The organism is Defluviimonas salinarum (assembly GCF_026013545.1).
GTDB lineage: Bacteria > Pseudomonadota > Alphaproteobacteria > Rhodobacterales > Rhodobacteraceae > Albidovulum > Albidovulum salinarum.
In genome coordinates, this window is sequence record NZ_JAPDOG010000036.1 from 12516 (window position 1) to 27820 (window position 15305).

14 protein-coding genes are annotated in these 15305 nt (G+C 65.7%); 7 read left to right on the top strand and 7 right to left on the bottom strand.

The features are described from left to right. Window positions 1-13 precede the first annotated feature (13 nt). Both OM960_RS22300 and OM960_RS22305 read right to left on the bottom strand, forming a co-directional pair. The gene (locus OM960_RS22300; protein ID WP_264773514.1) at window positions 14-2311 is read right to left on the bottom strand and encodes a glycosyl hydrolase family 28-related protein; all 2298 of its coding nucleotides are present in this window, start codon (window positions 2309-2311) and stop codon (window positions 14-16) included. Window positions 2312-2506: 195 nt separating this feature from the next. Then, window positions 2507-2884, bottom strand: coding sequence for a DUF4864 domain-containing protein (locus OM960_RS22305; protein ID WP_264773515.1), 378 nt, complete (start codon window positions 2882-2884; stop codon window positions 2507-2509). Window positions 2885-3015: 131 nt separating this feature from the next. On the opposite strand from OM960_RS22305, the gene OM960_RS22310 reads away from it, so the two are divergent. Beyond that, complete coding sequence (locus tag OM960_RS22310) at window positions 3016-3897, top strand: CHAD domain-containing protein (RefSeq protein WP_263339111.1); 882 nt, start codon at window positions 3016-3018, stop codon at window positions 3895-3897. 36 nt (window positions 3898-3933) lie between these two features. On the opposite strand, the gene OM960_RS22315 is transcribed toward OM960_RS22310, so the two are convergent. After that, window positions 3934-5514: a lysine--tRNA ligase gene (locus OM960_RS22315; protein ID WP_263339115.1), complete on the bottom strand. Its 1581-nt coding sequence runs from the start codon at window positions 5512-5514 to the stop codon at window positions 3934-3936. A gap of 160 nt (window positions 5515-5674) precedes the next feature. Between OM960_RS22315 and OM960_RS22320 the strand changes: the two genes are divergently transcribed. The 3 genes from OM960_RS22320 to OM960_RS22330 all read left to right on the top strand — a co-directional run bounded on the left by OM960_RS22320 (window position 5675) and on the right by OM960_RS22330 (window position 7697). Continuing rightward, a complete protein-coding gene (locus tag OM960_RS22320) occupies window positions 5675-6046 on the top strand; it encodes a tellurite resistance TerB family protein (RefSeq protein WP_290428743.1) in 372 nt (123 codons plus the stop codon). 71 nt (window positions 6047-6117) lie between these two features. Then, complete coding sequence (locus OM960_RS22325) at window positions 6118-6315, top strand: hypothetical protein (RefSeq protein ID WP_263339120.1); 198 nt, start codon at window positions 6118-6120, stop codon at window positions 6313-6315. Window positions 6316-6380: 65 nt separating this feature from the next. Further along, the gene (locus OM960_RS22330) at window positions 6381-7697 is read left to right on the top strand and encodes a D-amino acid dehydrogenase (RefSeq protein WP_411709811.1); all 1317 of its coding nucleotides are present in this window, start codon (window positions 6381-6383) and stop codon (window positions 7695-7697) included. A gap of 8 nt (window positions 7698-7705) precedes the next feature. On the opposite strand, the gene betC is transcribed toward OM960_RS22330, so the two are convergent. The 3 genes from betC to OM960_RS22345 form a co-directional block, all read right to left on the bottom strand. Next, window positions 7706-9172 (bottom strand): choline-sulfatase, encoded by a 1467-nt coding sequence (gene betC, locus OM960_RS22335; RefSeq protein ID WP_264773516.1) that lies wholly within the window; start codon window positions 9170-9172, stop codon window positions 7706-7708. A gap of 103 nt (window positions 9173-9275) precedes the next feature. Then, the gene (gene dacB / locus OM960_RS22340) at window positions 9276-10775 is read right to left on the bottom strand and encodes a D-alanyl-D-alanine carboxypeptidase/D-alanyl-D-alanine endopeptidase (protein WP_264773517.1); all 1500 of its coding nucleotides are present in this window, start codon (window positions 10773-10775) and stop codon (window positions 9276-9278) included. A gap of 48 nt (window positions 10776-10823) precedes the next feature. Then, window positions 10824-11444: a nicotinate-nucleotide adenylyltransferase gene (locus OM960_RS22345; protein ID WP_264773518.1), complete on the bottom strand. Its 621-nt coding sequence runs from the start codon at window positions 11442-11444 to the stop codon at window positions 10824-10826. A 143-nt stretch (window positions 11445-11587) separates the two neighbouring features. Here OM960_RS22345 and OM960_RS22350 point away from each other — a divergent pair, with 143 nt between their 5' ends. Then, a complete protein-coding gene (locus tag OM960_RS22350) occupies window positions 11588-12070 on the top strand; it encodes a GNAT family N-acetyltransferase (protein ID WP_264773519.1) in 483 nt (160 codons plus the stop codon). 9 nt (window positions 12071-12079) lie between these two features. Here OM960_RS22350 and OM960_RS22355 read toward each other — a convergent pair whose 3' ends face one another. Then, window positions 12080-12580 carry a cytochrome c gene (locus OM960_RS22355; protein ID WP_264773520.1) on the bottom strand — a complete coding sequence of 167 codons (501 nt, stop codon included), beginning with the start codon at window positions 12578-12580 and terminating at the stop codon, window positions 12080-12082. 138 nt (window positions 12581-12718) lie between these two features. On the opposite strand from OM960_RS22355, the gene ettA reads away from it, so the two are divergent. Both ettA and OM960_RS22365 read left to right on the top strand, forming a co-directional pair. Beyond that, window positions 12719-14374 (top strand): energy-dependent translational throttle protein EttA, encoded by a 1656-nt coding sequence (gene ettA, locus OM960_RS22360; protein WP_264773521.1) that lies wholly within the window; start codon window positions 12719-12721, stop codon window positions 14372-14374. 178 nt (window positions 14375-14552) lie between these two features. Further along, a complete protein-coding gene (locus OM960_RS22365; protein ID WP_264773522.1) occupies window positions 14553-15149 on the top strand; it encodes a DUF4145 domain-containing protein in 597 nt (198 codons plus the stop codon). Window positions 15150-15305: the final 156 nt, after the last annotated feature.

Below are 15305 nucleotides of genomic sequence, written 5' to 3' on the forward strand. Positions count from 1 at the left end.
CGCGAACGACAGCTCAGATCGGATTGTCCATACGCACCTTCACCTGGACCCGCCCTTTCGACGCCGCCGCCCAGTTGAGCGTGACTTGCTGTTTCGTGGCACCCTGAGTGACCTGGACATAGGGCTGGTCCGAGCGCCGCTCACCTGACGGGCCGGTGATCATGCCCTCGGGCATCACCGACTCCACGGTACGTGCCCAACCGCCGAACGGCAGATAGGCGCCGGCATCGACGATCCAGCTCGTTGCCGCAGAACTCTGGTTGAACTCGTAGATCACCGGGTTGGCAATCGACTGGGTGACCCCGGTGAAGGTGTTGCCCTCGAACCAGACGCTGCGCATCCGCCCGTTATCGAGCGACGCGTAGGTCGTATCCACCTTGTCGACCCTGTCGACCGAACCGTTGAACGACTTGAACACGTTCGCGGTGACGTTGAGGCTCTGGATGAAATGGCCCGCCCCATAGGGCTTGATCACGATCCAGCTGAACCACGGCGCGACGTCCGAGGCCGTGAATACGTTGCCGGTGATCGTCAGCCCGCCGAACGAGAGCTGGTTGAGAAAGCCCGGATCGACCTCGTGCTCGTTCGTCCATTCGACGAAGCAGTTGTCGATCGAATTGCCGGTGATCGTGGTCCTGAGATCGGTGCCGACCAGCACCAGCCCGGCTAGCCGCACCCCCGCGGCATTTCCGTCTCCCTGGAAGAAGTGGTTGCCGCTGATCAGGTTGCCGGCGCCCGTCATCACTGCGAAATGGCGGAAGTTGAGCGCCCGGCAGTCACGCACCTTGACGTCGTTGGCATTGGTGTTGAAGGCAATGCTCTGGCGATCCTGCGCCCGAAGCGGACCCTCGGCCGAAAGGAACTGGCAGCGGTCGATCATCAGCCCCTGGCAACCGCTCCCCGTCGACGTGATGCCGCGGCTCCTCGGGTTCGAGATGAAACTGTCGCGGATCTGGAAGACGATCCCCGACGGCGGCAGCAGGATCCCGCTCGAGTATCCGTTGCAGGCGACGTCGATGTTTTCGAGCGCCATCTGCGACAGCGAGGCGAAGCCACCGAAATCGAGCGCATACTTGAACCGGGTGAATGTGTAGACTTGTGTGCCGGCCGCACCGCAGGGCGGCTTCGACAGCGTCAGCGTGCCGGCGCCGACATTGACCGACGTCACATATACCTCGCGCCCGACCCCGGTGCCCTCGACGAGCGCCCCGGCCGGGATGTTGGCGATGTTGGCGACCGAACTCAGAGTCGTCGGGTTCGCCGATGAAAAGTTCGCCTGCGAGGTCACGATCGTCGGAACCCAGGCCGGGCCGTCGATCACGTTGAACTGGCCGTTGCGGATCACCCTGCGGGTGGCGAAGGTGGTCTTGTTGTTGACTGCCGCCTGCATGTCGATCGGCGCGGTGACCTCGATCCGCCGCCCCTTGAGGTCGAGCGAGTCGTGGTCGGAAAAGTTCAGCAGCGCCTGGAACGCCTTCTTGAAGCCGAGTTCCTCGTCGCCGAAGGCCGCCGCGTAACTCGGCAGATCGAAGTTGCGGGTCAGAGCCAGCCTGCGGTTCACCGGCATCGTCACCCGGCCCTCGAACCGCACCGGCGCCTCGAGCGTGACATCGGCGTTGAGGTGATAGGTTCCGGCAGAAACGAGAAGCGTCCGACCCGCCGCATCGGCGGCGGCATCCGCCGCCTCGAAGGCCGCCGTGTCGTTGGTCACGCCGTCGCCCTTGGCGCCGTAGTCACGCACGTCGATCCAGTCCATCATTGTCCGCAGGAAGACCGAGGTCACGTCCTCGATCTCGATGTCGTCGATCCGGACCACGCCGCCGTTCGGGCCGGTGAGATCGAGCCCGAGATGCCCGTAGAGCGTGCCTTTGCCCCACGCCATGTCGACCCCGGTGCGATAGCCAGTGCCGACAATTGCCTCGACGGTTTCGACCCGTCCGTAGCTCGTGAGCTGGACGCTCGGCCCGGTCTCGACGACTCCCGAAACATGAGCCCCGCCCGCGCCACCGGCCCAGCCCGCGATCCGCACGGCGGGAAGGTTGCCGCTCATCGCCTTGACCCGCGCCCTCACGCGCAGGTAGCAGCCGGGCAGCAGCGGCGTCTCGCCGGTGAAGCGCAGCTTGGTGACCGAGGTTGTCTTGACCACTTCGAGACAGGAACCGAAATCCTGTTCCGCCGTCACTAGCGCGGCCTCGGGCGATCCGGCCCACGTCGACGAGCCCGGCGTGCCATCGCCGCTCGACCAGACATCGAGCCCGTATTCGAAAGCGGGCGGCATGAGAACCAGCCCGTCTGTGATCGCCTTGTTCATCGCTTAAGACCCCTTGTCCTGCTTGGCTTCCGATCGAGCTATCCCTGGGCCGACCGCAGCTGGCGGCCGAGAGCCTCCGCGCCGGAAGTCGTACCGGGAATGCTCGATTGGGGAAGGTTCCGGGCCGCTCAGGGCCTCGGCCCCAAGGTCTAGCGCAGACAGGTGAGGCGCGCGTTAGCCGGGCGTACGCTGTCCTCAGGCACCGACCTCGGGTGCGGCGACGGGGTGAACGCCGTTGATCCGCCAGCCGTCGCTGCTTCGCACCATGTCGTAATCGAAGAGGTGGAGCCGCCCTTCGCCATCGACGAAGCCCATCCGCTGCAGCATCCGCCCGCCCTCCTCACGCAGCCCGAGGTATCGGACCTCGCCGGGGCGCCAGATCATCGGGTAGCCTTGGCGCACCATGTTTGCGAAGTTCTCGGGCGTCTGGAACATGTGCCGGATCATCGGCGAGGCGAATCCGAACGCCTCCGCGAAATCGTCCACCGTGAAGGCTTCGATCTGCGCGCCGATCACGCCTCGGATGTCCGCACCGTCCTCTCCATGCGCAGGAAAGCTTGGGACGAGCAGCATAAGCACAAAGGCCGGACTGCAGAGCCAGTTCCGCATTTTGCCTCCTGTCACGCAGGTATTACATGAATGCAATATAGCCCCCACGGGCTTTCGGGACCAAACCGGCCCCGGACCGACCGGATTATGACACCATGGCATTCGCTTTCGAACTTGCAGACAGGAACGCCGCGAAGGCGGTTCGCCGGATCGTGCGCGACCGACTCGCGGCCTCAAGCGCGCTGATCGCGGATCGGTCGCTGCCGCCGGCCGAACTGGTCCACGAGCTGCGCAAGAACATCAAGAAATCGCGCGCGGCACTTCGACTCGTCCGCCCCGGCCTCAAGGCTTTCGGCCGCGAGAACGACGCGCTGAGGGAGGCCGCGCGCCTCATGGAGCCGCTGCGCGATGCCGACGTCTTGTCGCAGACCTTCGACCGGATCGCGGCCAAGCTCCATCTACCGCAGGCTACCCAGATCCGCCTCCGCGAGGCGCTTGCTGCACCGCAAGGTGACGCACCGGACACCGAGGCCGTTTACGCTGCCCATGCCGAGGCGATCAACGAGATCGCGGCCCGCGCCAAGGGCTGGAAAGCGCATGGCAGCGGCTTCGACGCGCTTTCCGGCGGGCTGGAACGGAGCTGGGAAGACGCCCGGGACGCGCTTGAGAAGGCCGCCAGTTCGCCCACGCCCGAACGGCTCCATCGCTGGCGCAGACGGGTCAAGGACCATTGGTACCACGCCCGCCTTCTGGCGCCGGTCTGGCCCGAGATGATGCATCCCCATGTCATGGCGGCGGACACGCTTGGCGAGATGCTCGGCGACGTGCGCGACCTCGCCACGCTGATCGAGGCGCTTGCCGGAATCGAGGGCGGTGACGAGGTCTGTGCCCAGGCCGCGCGCGAGGAAGCGCGACTGCGGACCGACGCATTCGCGCTCGGCTTGCGTTTCTTCAGGGAACCCGCGCACGGCCTGTCCCGCCGCTGGCGCGGCTGGTGGGAGATCTGGACCGACCGGTCCGGGCAGTCGTCCGAGTAACGAAACAGGGCGGCGTCAAGCACCGCCCCTTCGGCATCAGGCCGCGAGTTCGCCCGCCAGCGCCCGCTCGATGAGCGCCACGGTCTCGCCCACGCCGTAAAGCGCGATGAACCCGCCGAAGCGCGGTCCCTGGCTCGCACCGAGAAGCACCTCGTAAAGCGCCGTGAACCAGTCGCGCAGGGGCTCGAACCCGTGCTCCTTGCCGATGGCGAAGACCATCGACTGCAGCGCCTCGGCATCGAGCCCGCCGTCCCAAGCCCTGAGCCGGGCCACGAGTTCCTCCATCGCCACTCGCTCCTTGTCGGAGGGCGCGCGGAAGACCCGTGTCGGCGCGACGTGGTCGTTGAAGTAGCGCACCGCGAATTCCGCGGCCTGGTCGAGCTGCGGGTTCGCCTCGGGCGTGGCCTCGGGGGCGTACCGCTTGATGAAGCCCCAGAGCCCCGACTTGTCCTTGGCTCCCGCCACGCTGGCGAGGTTGAGGAGCATCGCGAAGGGCACCACCATGTCCGAGGCCGGCGGGTTGCCGTTGTGGATGTGCCAGACCGGGTTCGCCAGCCGCTGGGCATCGTCCTGGTCGGGGAAGGCGCGCAGCTGCTGGTGATACTCGTCCACCGCCTTCGGAATCACGTCCCACCAGAGCCGCTTCGCGGTCTTCGGCTTCTGGTACATGAAATAGCCCAGGGACTCGGTCGAGGCATAGGTCAGCCACTCGTCGATCGTGAGGCCATTGCCCTTCGACTTCGAGATCTTCTGGCCTTGCTCGTCGAGGAAAAGCTCGTAGGTGAAATGCTCCGGCGCCTTGACGCCCAGAACCTCACAGATCCCGTCATAAATCGGCGTGTTGGTCGAGTGGTCCTTGCCGTACATCTCGAAATCGACGCCGAGTGCCGCCCAGCGCGCGCCGAAATCCGGCTTCCACTGCAGCTTCACCTGTCCGCCGGTCACGGGCAGCGTCCATTCGCGGCCCTCCTCGTCGTCGAAGGTGATCTCGCCCCGCGCCGCATCGACGTTCTTCATGGGGACATAGAGAACCCGGCCGGTTTCGGGATGGATCGGCAGGAAGCAGGAATAGGACTGCTGCCGCTCCTCCCGGAGCGAGGCCAGCATGATCTCCATGATCGCGTCGTACTTTTCGCAGCAGCGCAGCAGAATCTCGTCGAACCGGCCCGAACGGTAGAAGTCGGTGGCGGAGATGAACTCGTACTCGAAGCCGAAGGTGTCGAGGAAGCGCCTGAGCATCGCGTTGTTGTGATGGCCGAAGCTCTCGTATTCGCCGAACGGATCGGGGACCGAGGTCAGCGGCCGTTGCAGGTTTTCCTTCAGCATCGCCTGCTCGGGCACGTTGTCGGGCACCTTCCGCATCCCGTCGAGGTCGTCGGAAAAGCAGATGAGCTTGGTCGGAATGTCCGAGATGATTTCGAACGCCCGGCGGATCATCGTCGTCCGCTGCACCTCGCCGAAGGTGCCGATATGCGGCAGTCCGCTCGGTCCGTAGCCGGTCTCGAACAGCACATAGCCCTTTTCCGGCGGCGCCTTCTCGTAGCGTTTCAGCACGCGGCGCGCTTCCTCGAAAGGCCAGGCTTTGGAGTTCATCGCGGCGTCGCGCAGAGGAGACATGACATTCATCCCGTAGAGACGGCACCCCATGTGCCGCAAGGTCCGTCTCCTATTGAACGGGGGGCGGATCGTCAATAATTTGCCTGGCAAAGCATGAAGGACAAAGACAGTGACCCATACCCTCCCCGCCTTCTCCGCCCAGGATGCGCTCGTCGCGATCATGGTCACGGTCTCGGTCTCGGATGAATCGATCCGCACCTCGGAACTCGTCGCCATCGAGCGGCAGGTGAATCACCTGCCGGTCTTCGCCGATTACGACATGGATGCGGTGAAGGAGGTCGCGCAGACCGTCTACCAGCTCATGGAGGAAGAGGACGGGCTCGACACGCTCTTCGCGATGGTGCGCGACGCGCTCCCCGAACGGCTCTGGGAGACCGCCTATGCGCTGGCCTGCGACGTGGCCGCCGCCGACGGCAAGCTGCGCCAGGCCGAACTGCGGCTCCTCGAGGAGGTCCGCCACGAACTGACCGTCGACCGCCTGCACGCCGCCGCCATCGAATGGGGCGCGCGGGTGCGGCACCTGACACTCTGACATCCGGCATGGTGACCGCTCCCCGGTAGATGGGCTAGACTGGCCGCGCAACCGATCCCAAGGAGGCCACCATGCTCTACTCCCTCGCCCATCTGGAACCCGAGAAGCTCGCCACGATCCAGCGGCTGGAGAATGAGATCGGCAGCCCGCTCCTCGCGATGGAGGGGGTCGAGGCCGATACCGCCACCCTGCCCGCCGAAAACGTGAAGAAGCTCAAGGATGCCGAGGAAGAGCTCGGGGTCATTCTCGTCGCCGTCAAGCCCAACTGAGCGCAAGTCCCTGACGCCACGCAGTCCAGTTTTTGCGGCCCGATAAGACCAGCCGCCGATCCGAATTGCCGCACCAGCCATGCTATGGTAGCGCGCGGACCGGAATCAGCGGGGACAGGACCATGAAGATCGTCGTAATGGGCGCCGGTGTGATCGGCGTGACGACTGCCTACTATCTCGCCCGTCAGGGCGCCGAGGTCGTGGTTCTCGACCGTCAGCCCGGTCCGGGGCTGGAGACGAGCTACGCCAATGCGGGCGAGCTTTCCTATGGCATGACCTCGCCCTGGGCCGCGCCCGGCGTGCCGATGAAGGCGCTGAAGTGGCTCTTCATGAAGCGCCGCCCCCTTTTCATCTGGCCGCTCATCAGCCCCAAGATGTGGAAATGGGGCGCGCAGATGCTGACCAACTGCAACGAGTCCGCCTATGCGCTCAATAAGTCGCGCATGGTCCGCATCTCGAACTATTCGCGCGACGTGATGCCCGAGCTCATCGCCGACACCGGTATCGACTATGACGGCCGAGAGCAGGGCACGTTGCAGCTCTTCCGCACCGAGAAGCAGCTCAAGGGCTCCAAGGCCGACCAGGAGGTCCTGGCCGAGTTCGACAGCCCCTTCGAGGTCCTCGACCGCGACGGCTGCATCGCCGCCGAACCCGCGCTCGCAGAGGTGAAGGACAAGTTCGTCGGTGGCCTCCGCCTCACCGCCGACCGCACCGGCGACTGCCGGTTGTTCACCATCGCACTCGCCGAGAAGGCGGCCGAACTCGGCGCGTCCTTCCACTACGGCCAGAAGATCGAGATGATCGCGGTCGAGGGCGAGAAGGTGAAGGGTGTCAGGACCGACAAGCTCGGCCTCGTCACCGGCGACGCCTATGTCTGCGCGCTCGGCAGCTACGCGCCGAACCTCCTCAACCCGATCGACATCCGTCTGCCTGTCTACCCGGTGAAGGGCTATTCGGTGACGCTGCCGGTCACCGACGACCGCTTCGCGCCACAATCGACGATCATGGACGAGACCCACAAGGTCGCGATCACCCGGCTCGGCGACCGCATCCGCGTCGCCGGCACCGCCGAGATCGCGGGTTATTCGAACCGCCTCGGGCCGCATGCAACCGACACCGTGCGCCATGTGATCGGCGACCTCTTCCCCAAGGGCGGCGACCTCAGCCAGGCCGAGGGCTGGACCGGGCTCCGGCCGATGACGCCGGACGGCACGCCGATCCTCGGCCCGTCGCGCTACCGCAACCTCTATCTCAACACCGGCCACGGAACGCTCGGCTGGACGATGGCGGCGGGTTCGGGCCGCGCGGTCGCCGATCTGGTGATGGGCAAGAAGCCCGAGATCGACTTCGACGGTCTGACCGCCGAGCGCTACGGGCGCTGACCCAGGCTTCAGGCGCGGACGTACTTCCGGGTGGCGTCATCCGCCACCCGGTAGTCCCAGGCAGTGCCATTCGCCGCCATCGCGGCATTGACGACCGCCTTCTGGGGTAGACGCGCCCAGACATCGGCCTCGATCGCCGCGAGGTCGAACCGACCGCCGGTGACGACCGCGTTCAACTCCGCCTCGATCCCTGCCACGGTGGGGTCGCCGGCGCGGTTTACCCATTCGCCCGGATCCTCGCGCAGATTGAAGAGCTGCGGCGCCGAGCGGTGGCAGTAGAGATATTTCCACGGCCCCTTCCGCACCATGAAGCTTGGCCGCATGATGCCCTCGCCGTGGTACTCGCCGATAACCGGCACCTCCTCCAGCGTCCCGCCCTCCAAAGCCGGCACCAGCGTGCGCCCCTCCATCGCCAGCGCCTGCTCCTGTCCGGCCAGATCGACCAGTGTCGCCGGCAGATCGAGCAGCGAGACTGGCGTCGTGATGTCGCGCCGCGCACCGCCGGGCATCGCCACGATCAGGGGAATGCGCGCCGACCACTCGTAGAGACTGCGCTTCTGGATCAGCCCCTTCTCGCCCAGCATCTCGCCATGATCCGAGGTGAAGATGACGATTGTGTCGTCGGTCAGACCCTGCTCGTCCAGCAAATCCATCAACTCGCCGACCTTGTCGTCGACATAATGCGCGAGCGCGGCAAAGCCCCGGCGCATCGCGATCAGGTGCTCCGGTTCCCGGATCGACTTCCGGTCGAGCCCGTACCAGCGGATGAAGGCCCGGTCGAAATCGGAGTACTTCGCATCCATATCCTCTGGATAGTGCGGCAGCGGCAGGTCGGCGTCCTTGTACATCTCCCAATAGCGGCGCGGCACCACATAGGGCGGATGCGGGTTGGTGAAGCTCACCGTCAGCACCCAGGGCCGGTCCTTCGGCGCATGGCGCAGGTATTCGAGCGACCGGAACTGCGTTTCCTCGTCATACTGCAGCTCGGCCGTCCATCCCGGCCCGATATTCTCCGCCCGGTATTGCGGCGCGAAGTCGAAGGCCATGGCCTCCGGGTCGTCCTCGGGTAGCAGCGGATAGGACCAGAGGAAGCCCGACGGGTAGATATCGGTGTTCAGCCGTCTCGCATATCCATGCAACTGATCGGCACCGATGAAATGCATCTTGCCCGACAGCACCGCGTCATAGCCTGCATTCGTCAGGTAATGCGCGAAGGTGGGGATGAAGCTGGGGTAAGGATCGCCGTTGTCGTAGCACCCGGTCGTCGAGGTCAGAAGCCCGGTCATCAGGCAGGACCGCGCGGGCACGCAGATCGGGCTCGGTGTATAGGCGTTGGTGAAGTTCACCGCCCGGTCCGCCAACGCCGATATGTGCCGCGTGCGCGCGCCGCGATGGCCGCATGCCTCCAGCATGAACGGCGTCATCTGGTCCGCGATGATCAGCAGGATGTTCGGCAAACCGCCATTCGTCGCCATGTCGCCCCCGTTTCCCGACGGGCCCGGTCAGGCCGGCGCTCCCGAGGTTATCCTGCCGACCGACCTGCGCCCTTCGCGCCCCTTCGCGACAAATGTGTCGCGATCAAGCCGAGTAGACTGCCGCCCAGCGTTCGATCAAGTCCTGCTGCAGCCGCCGCGAGCGGCCGATCCAGGCGCGGCTGCCCTCTGGCCGCTCGCGTTGCGCCTCCGGTACCGCATCGCGGCGAGCGATGTCGCCGGTGAAGATCGCGAAGGCGAGTTCCCGCTCGCCCGGCGCCGTCACATAGCCAGCAAGCGTCGAGACGAAGTTGAGCGTCCCGGTCTTGGCCACCGCCTTGACCGGCGGGTTGGCAACCCGGCGCCCCTTGCTGTCCTTGAACTTCACCGGCTTCATCAGCCCTTGGATCCCCGCCCCGCGACCGAGCCGCACAAGCACTTGCACCATGTCCGCCGCCGAGATCCGCGACGCCCCGGCCAGCCCCGAATGATCGGCGAACCGCGCCGTCGTCGTCCCGGCCTCGGCCCCGAGCCACGCCGCCATCTCGCGCCCCGAGGCGACATGGCTCGATGCGCCCCGCCGGAGCGAGGCCGCCATGCCGACCGCCTCGGCAGTCATGTTGGTGGAATATTTCATCATGTCGCGCAGGATCGTGACCAACTCGCGGCTTTCCCGCTGCGCGACCACCGTGCCTGTCGGCATCGCCGTGGCCACCTCCGGCTCCGCCAGCGCCACGCCCTGCGCCCGCGCAAGCGTGTGGAACACGTCGCCGGCATAGAGGTCGGGCCGCCGCACCGGCAGCCAGCGGCTGCCCTCCTTGCCGAGCGCGGCACGCGCCACGGTCCATTCCTCGACCGAACCGCCGTTCTGGTAGGTATAGATCGGTCCCGACCGGTCCGCGACCTTCACCGTCGCCGAATGGACCTCGGGCGCGAACCGCGCGGCGCGGGCGTCCATGCCGACATTGTAGCCCGAGCCTTCACGCTTCCAGACGAAGTTCACCCGGTTGAAGTTCAGGTTCAGCCCCGACACCGCCGGATTGTAGCCGAGCCAGTCCGGCTGGCTGACGTCGATCGCCTCCAGATAGGGCAGCGCGCCGCCCCAGACGAGGAACCGCCCGCTCACCTCCCGGACCCCCGCCGCCGCCAGAGCCGCCACCATGTCACCGAGATCGTCGGTCGAAAGCTCCGGATCGCCGCCGCCGGCGAGCACGAGGTCGCCCTCCACCCTGCCGCCGGAGACCGGCCCCGTCGCGATCAGCCGCGTCGTGAACCGGTGCGCGGCACCGAGATGGGCGAGCGCGTAAAGCGAGGTGATGACCTTCGCGGTCGAGGCCGGCGGCATCGGCCGGTCGCCGCCCCGCGCCTCCAGCACCTCGCCGGTCGCAGCATCGGCCACCACATAGCCAACGTCGCCCGTGAGCCGCGCCGCCGCGATGAGATCCGCGGCCACCGCCGCATTCGCCGGCGCACCGGCAAGCCCCGCCCGCGCCACCGGGCGCGGCGAGGACAGCGGCGCCTCGGCCCACGCGGCGCCCGCCCCGCAGGCCGCGAGACCGCTGAGCACGAAACGCCGCGAGACGCGGGTGGCTGGATCCTCCGTCATGGCGCAAATCTGGCGCAGCCCGCCGCGCACGGCAAGCCCCCGCCGCCGTCAGCGGCTGTCCGTGTCGCCTTTGCGCCAGTCACCACGCGCCCGGATCGCGCTCGACGACAGGCGCAGCATGGGCATGTCGAGGAAGCACCAGGCCGGTGTCATGCGACGCGGCAAGAGCCGCGCGGTCTCCGCCGGCAGCCGGTAGCGCGCATATTCCTCCGCCGCCCGCGCCCCCCGCGCGGCCAGCCGCGTGTCCGGCCGCGCGAAGATCCCGACGGGCACGTTCTGCATGATCCAGTCCCAGTCCTTCCAGAGGTGGAACTGGGCAAGGTTGTCGGCCCCCATCAGCCAGACGAACCTTACGCCGGGATAAAGCGCCATCAGGTGTTGCAGCGTCTCGGCGGTGTAGCGCGTACCGAGCCGCGCCTCGACATCGGTGACGACGACCTTTGGGTGATCCATCACCGCCCGCGCCCGTGCGATCCGCTTCGCCATCGGCGCCGGCCCATGCGCCTTCAGCGGATTGCCCGGCGAGACCAGCCACCAGACCCGGTCGAGCCCGAACCGTTTCAGCGCCTCCCGCGTGATATGAGCATGACCCTCGTGGGCGGGGTCGAAGGACCCGCCGAGCAGCCCGACCGTCTGGCCCGGCTCTGCCACCGGCATTCCCGACCGCATCGAATACCTCTCTCGCACTCTGCCGGACCATCTGCTATCGCGCGGGGAGCATTGTCAAATCCACCGAACGCCGTCTCGTGCCCAAGACCTGTACGACAGGCTATGATGGAGCCTCCTCCGCCCGACAAGTGGAGCCACCCGCCATGACGTCTTTCCAGGACCGCATAACGATCCTCCGCGTCGATCCGGAAGCGCTCGAGGCACGCCGTTGCCTCGCGGCGTATCTCTATCTCTTGTCCGAGCGGATTGAGGGCATGCCCGCCTCGCACGTACCCGATCCCGACCCCGAAGCGGCCTCCTACCGCCCACCGGGGGGCGCCTTCCTGATCGCGCAACGCGACGATGGCCAACCCGTCGCCTGCGTCGCGCTCAAGACGCTTTCGCCCGGTGTGGGCGAGGTGAAGCGGCTCTGGGTCGACGCGTCGGCGCGCGGCCACGGCCTTGCCCGCCGCATGATGCGCGCGATCGAGGACGAGGCCCGCACCATGGGCCTCGCCCGGCTCCGGCTCGACACCAACGAGGCACTGACCGAAGCGATGGCACTCTACCGTTCCGACGGCTGGGGCGATATCCCCGCCTACACCGGCTGGCCGGCGACGCACTGGTTCGGCAAGACGCTGACCTGAGCGCCGCGCTCATTCGCCCTTGGCGAAGCGGAACATCCCGCCGCTCGACGGCCGCAATCCGTGACAGGCCGTACAGGCACCTGTGAAACTCTCGAACTCGCCCATGTAGGTCTCCCGGTCGCCCGTCGCTGCCGCCGCTGCCATCGCCGCCGTGGCCTCCTGGAAGGTCTCGACGGCGCTGGCGAAGGTCTCAGGCTCGCTCCAGACCTCCGGCTTCGCCCGCGATCCCGGCGCTTCGCCGCGCGAAGTGCCCGGCTCCAGCAGCGACACGAACCGCGTCATCAGTGCCGACATCTCCCGCGCCGCCGCCGCGGCAGCCGCGAAATCCTCGCTGTCGCCCTTGTTGACGTTGAACAGAACCCAGTAGTTGTCCTGGAGATCGCCCATCACGGGCTTGCGCTCGGCGACGATCTGCGCGCGCTCGTACTCGCTCGACTGGCCCGCGGCCGCCCCCGCCAGCAGCAGCACGGCAACCGGCGCGAGGAGGCTCGAATGGCTTCCCCCGATCATCGCATTTCCCTTTCCTGAGGCCACGATCCTACCACGGATGCCGATTCCCGCGAAAAGCCGCGCCGATGCCCCGTTGCGCCACCCCGCCCACCCAGCTAGAACGCCGCGAACCCAGATTTCAGCGGCGCGAGGCATCCCATGGCATCCTACCAGTACGTCTACCACATGGATGGCGTCTCCAAGACCTATCCCGGCGGCAAGAAATGCTTCGAGAACATCCGCCTGAACTTCCTGCCCGGCGTGAAGATCGGCGTCGTCGGCGTCAACGGCGCGGGTAAGTCCACGCTCCTCAGGATCATGGCCGGCATCGACAAGGACTTCTCCGGCGAGGCCTGGGCCGCCAAGGGCGCGACCGTCGGCTACCTGCCGCAGGAACCCCAGCTCGACGCCTCGCTCAACGTCCGCGACAACGTCATGCTCGGGGTCGCCGCCAAGAAGGCCAAGCTCGACCGCTACAACGAGCTTGCGATGAACTATTCCGACGAGACCGCCGACGAGATGGCGAAGCTCCAGGACGAGATCGACGCCGAGAACCTGTGGGATCTCGACAGCCAGATCGACGTCGCGATGGAGGCGCTGCGCTGCCCGCCCGACGAGGCCAATGTCGACACGCTCTCGGGCGGTGAGCGCCGCCGGGTCGCGCTCTGCAAGCTTCTCCTCGAAGCGCCCGACATGCTTCTTCTCGACGAGCCGACCAACCACCTCGACGCCGAGACCATCGCCTGGCTGCAAAAGCACCTGATCGAATACACCGGCACGATCCTCTGCGTCACCCACGACCGCTACTTCCTTGACGACATCACCGGCTGGATCCTCGAGCTCGACCGCGGCCGCGGCATCCCCTACGAGGGCAACTACTCCGCCTGGCTCGAACAGAAGGCCAAGCGCCTCGCCCAGGAAGCCCGCGAGGACAAGGCGCGCCAGAAGGTGCTCGAACGCGAACTGGAGTGGATCCGCGCCGGCGTCAAGGCGCGGCAGGCCAAGCAGAAGGCCCGGATCAACAAGTACAACGAGCTCGCCGACCAGTCCGAGCGCGACAAGCTCTCCCGCGCCCAGATCATCATCCCGAACGGACCCCGCCTCGGCGGCAAGGTGATCGAGGTCGAGGGGCTGAAGAAGCACATGGGCGACAAGCAGCTGATCGAGGACCTCTCCTTCGCGCTGCCGCCCGGCGGCATCGTCGGCGTCATCGGCCCGAACGGCGCCGGCAAGACCACGCTCTTCCGCATGCTCACGGAGCAGGAACAGCCCGACGCGGGCAGCGTCAGCTACGGCGACACGGTGAAGCTCTCCTATGTCGACCAGTCGCGCGACGCGCTCGACGCCAACAAGACCGTGTGGGAGGAGATCTCCGGCGGCGCCGAGCAGATCGAGCTCGGCGACGCCACCGTGAACTCGCGCGCCTATTGCTCGTCCTTCAACTTCAAGGGCGGCGACCAGCAGAAGAAGGTGGGGCTCCTCTCGGGCGGCGAACGCAATCGCGTCCACATGGCGAAACTGCTGAAATCCGGCGGCAACGTCCTCCTCCTCGACGAACCGACCAACGACCTCGACGTGGAAACGCTGCAGGCGCTCGAAGCCGCCCTCGACGACTTCGCCGGCTGCGCCGTCATCATCTCGCACGACCGCTTCTTCCTCGACCGCCTCTGCACCCATATCCTCGCCTTCGAGGGCGAGGCCCATGTCGAATGGTTCGAGGGCAACTTCGAGGCCTACGAGGAAGACAAGATCCGGCGGCTGGGGCCGGACTCCGTGGAGCCGAAGCGGGTGAAGTACAAGAAGTTTACGAGGTGAGGGGATGACAGGATTCTCAAGAAATTGGACCTGCCCTCATTGTGGTCGGCCACAGACAGCCACAAAAGAAGATTTTGCTACAGTTGAATTGCACTTCTATATGACTGAGTCCGCACGAGGACCAGTAGGCTTAGAAGCGGTTGCTGCATGTTGCGCAAACCCAGAATGCCGCCTGCCAATGATCTACGTGACGGTTGGCAAACACGCATATAATAGAAACGACCAAAGGTGGGAGCTCGTCGAAGGTGGCGAGTTGTTTTCTGGGCGCCTGTTCCCAGAAAGTATTGCAAAGCCACAACCCGACTATATTCCGGTCGCGTTGCGAGAAGATTACGTTGAAGCTTGTCGAATTCGCGACCTTAGCCCGAAGGCGTCAGCTACTCTCTCTCGCCGCTGCCTTCAGGGAATGATCCGAGATTTCTGCGGCGTCAAGAAAGATACTCTGCTTGCTGAGATAACCACTTTAAAAGAACTTGTGAAAACGGACAAAGCTCCTTCAGGTGTTTCGCTCGATAGCGTGGAAGCTATCGACCATGTGCGAGGCGTCGGAAATATTGGTGCGCACATGGAGAAGGACATTAACCACATTGTTCCCGTTGACCCGCAAGAGGCTCAGCTACTGATAGAGTTGATCGAGTCATTGTTTGAGGAATGGTATGTCGCGCGGGAGAAGCGTGCCGCTAGATTCTCGGGCATCAAGGCTCTTGCCGAGAGCAAGAAAAAACTGATTGCGGAGTTGAAGGCGCCTCAAACTGAAAGTCCGAGCACGCCGTAGGTTGCGCTTCTGAGCACCACTTTTCTTGAAAGCCCCGCCTTTGTCAACGGCGGCGTAAAAACCGTCCACGTGGCGGAGCAAAACTCGGCCAGTTGAGCGTGCATGTCGTTGAGTGTGGGGAACGCGTCGCGCCCCGGCAGACGCGCTCTTCACATA

What these genes read in the sequence shown, in the direction of transcription:
- OM960_RS22325 (WP_263339120.1), top strand. Translation starts at nt 6,118, where the DNA reads ATGCTCTACTCCCTCGCCCATCTGGAACCCGAGAAGCTCGCCACGATC.
- OM960_RS22315 (WP_263339115.1), bottom strand. Translation starts at nt 5,514, where the DNA reads ATGTCTCCTCTGCGCGACGCCGCGATGAACTCCAAAGCCTGGCCTTTC.
- OM960_RS22365 (WP_264773522.1), top strand. Translation starts at nt 14,553, where the DNA reads ATGATCTACGTGACGGTTGGCAAACACGCATATAATAGAAACGACCAA.
- OM960_RS22310 (WP_263339111.1), top strand. Translation starts at nt 3,016, where the DNA reads ATGGCATTCGCTTTCGAACTTGCAGACAGGAACGCCGCGAAGGCGGTT.
- OM960_RS22300 (WP_264773514.1), bottom strand. Translation starts at nt 2,311, where the DNA reads ATGAACAAGGCGATCACAGACGGGCTGGTTCTCATGCCGCCCGCTTTC.
- ettA (WP_264773521.1), top strand. Translation starts at nt 12,719, where the DNA reads ATGGCATCCTACCAGTACGTCTACCACATGGATGGCGTCTCCAAGACC.
- betC (WP_264773516.1), bottom strand. Translation starts at nt 9,172, where the DNA reads ATGGCGACGAATGGCGGTTTGCCGAACATCCTGCTGATCATCGCGGAC.
- OM960_RS22320 (WP_290428743.1), top strand. Translation starts at nt 5,675, where the DNA reads ATGGTCACGGTCTCGGTCTCGGATGAATCGATCCGCACCTCGGAACTC.
- OM960_RS22345 (WP_264773518.1), bottom strand. Translation starts at nt 11,444, where the DNA reads ATGCGGTCGGGAATGCCGGTGGCAGAGCCGGGCCAGACGGTCGGGCTG.
- OM960_RS22355 (WP_264773520.1), bottom strand. Translation starts at nt 12,580, where the DNA reads ATGATCGGGGGAAGCCATTCGAGCCTCCTCGCGCCGGTTGCCGTGCTG.
- dacB (WP_264773517.1), bottom strand. Translation starts at nt 10,775, where the DNA reads ATGACGGAGGATCCAGCCACCCGCGTCTCGCGGCGTTTCGTGCTCAGC.
- OM960_RS22350 (WP_264773519.1), top strand. Translation starts at nt 11,588, where the DNA reads ATGACGTCTTTCCAGGACCGCATAACGATCCTCCGCGTCGATCCGGAA.
- OM960_RS22305 (WP_264773515.1), bottom strand. Translation starts at nt 2,884, where the DNA reads ATGCTGCTCGTCCCAAGCTTTCCTGCGCATGGAGAGGACGGTGCGGAC.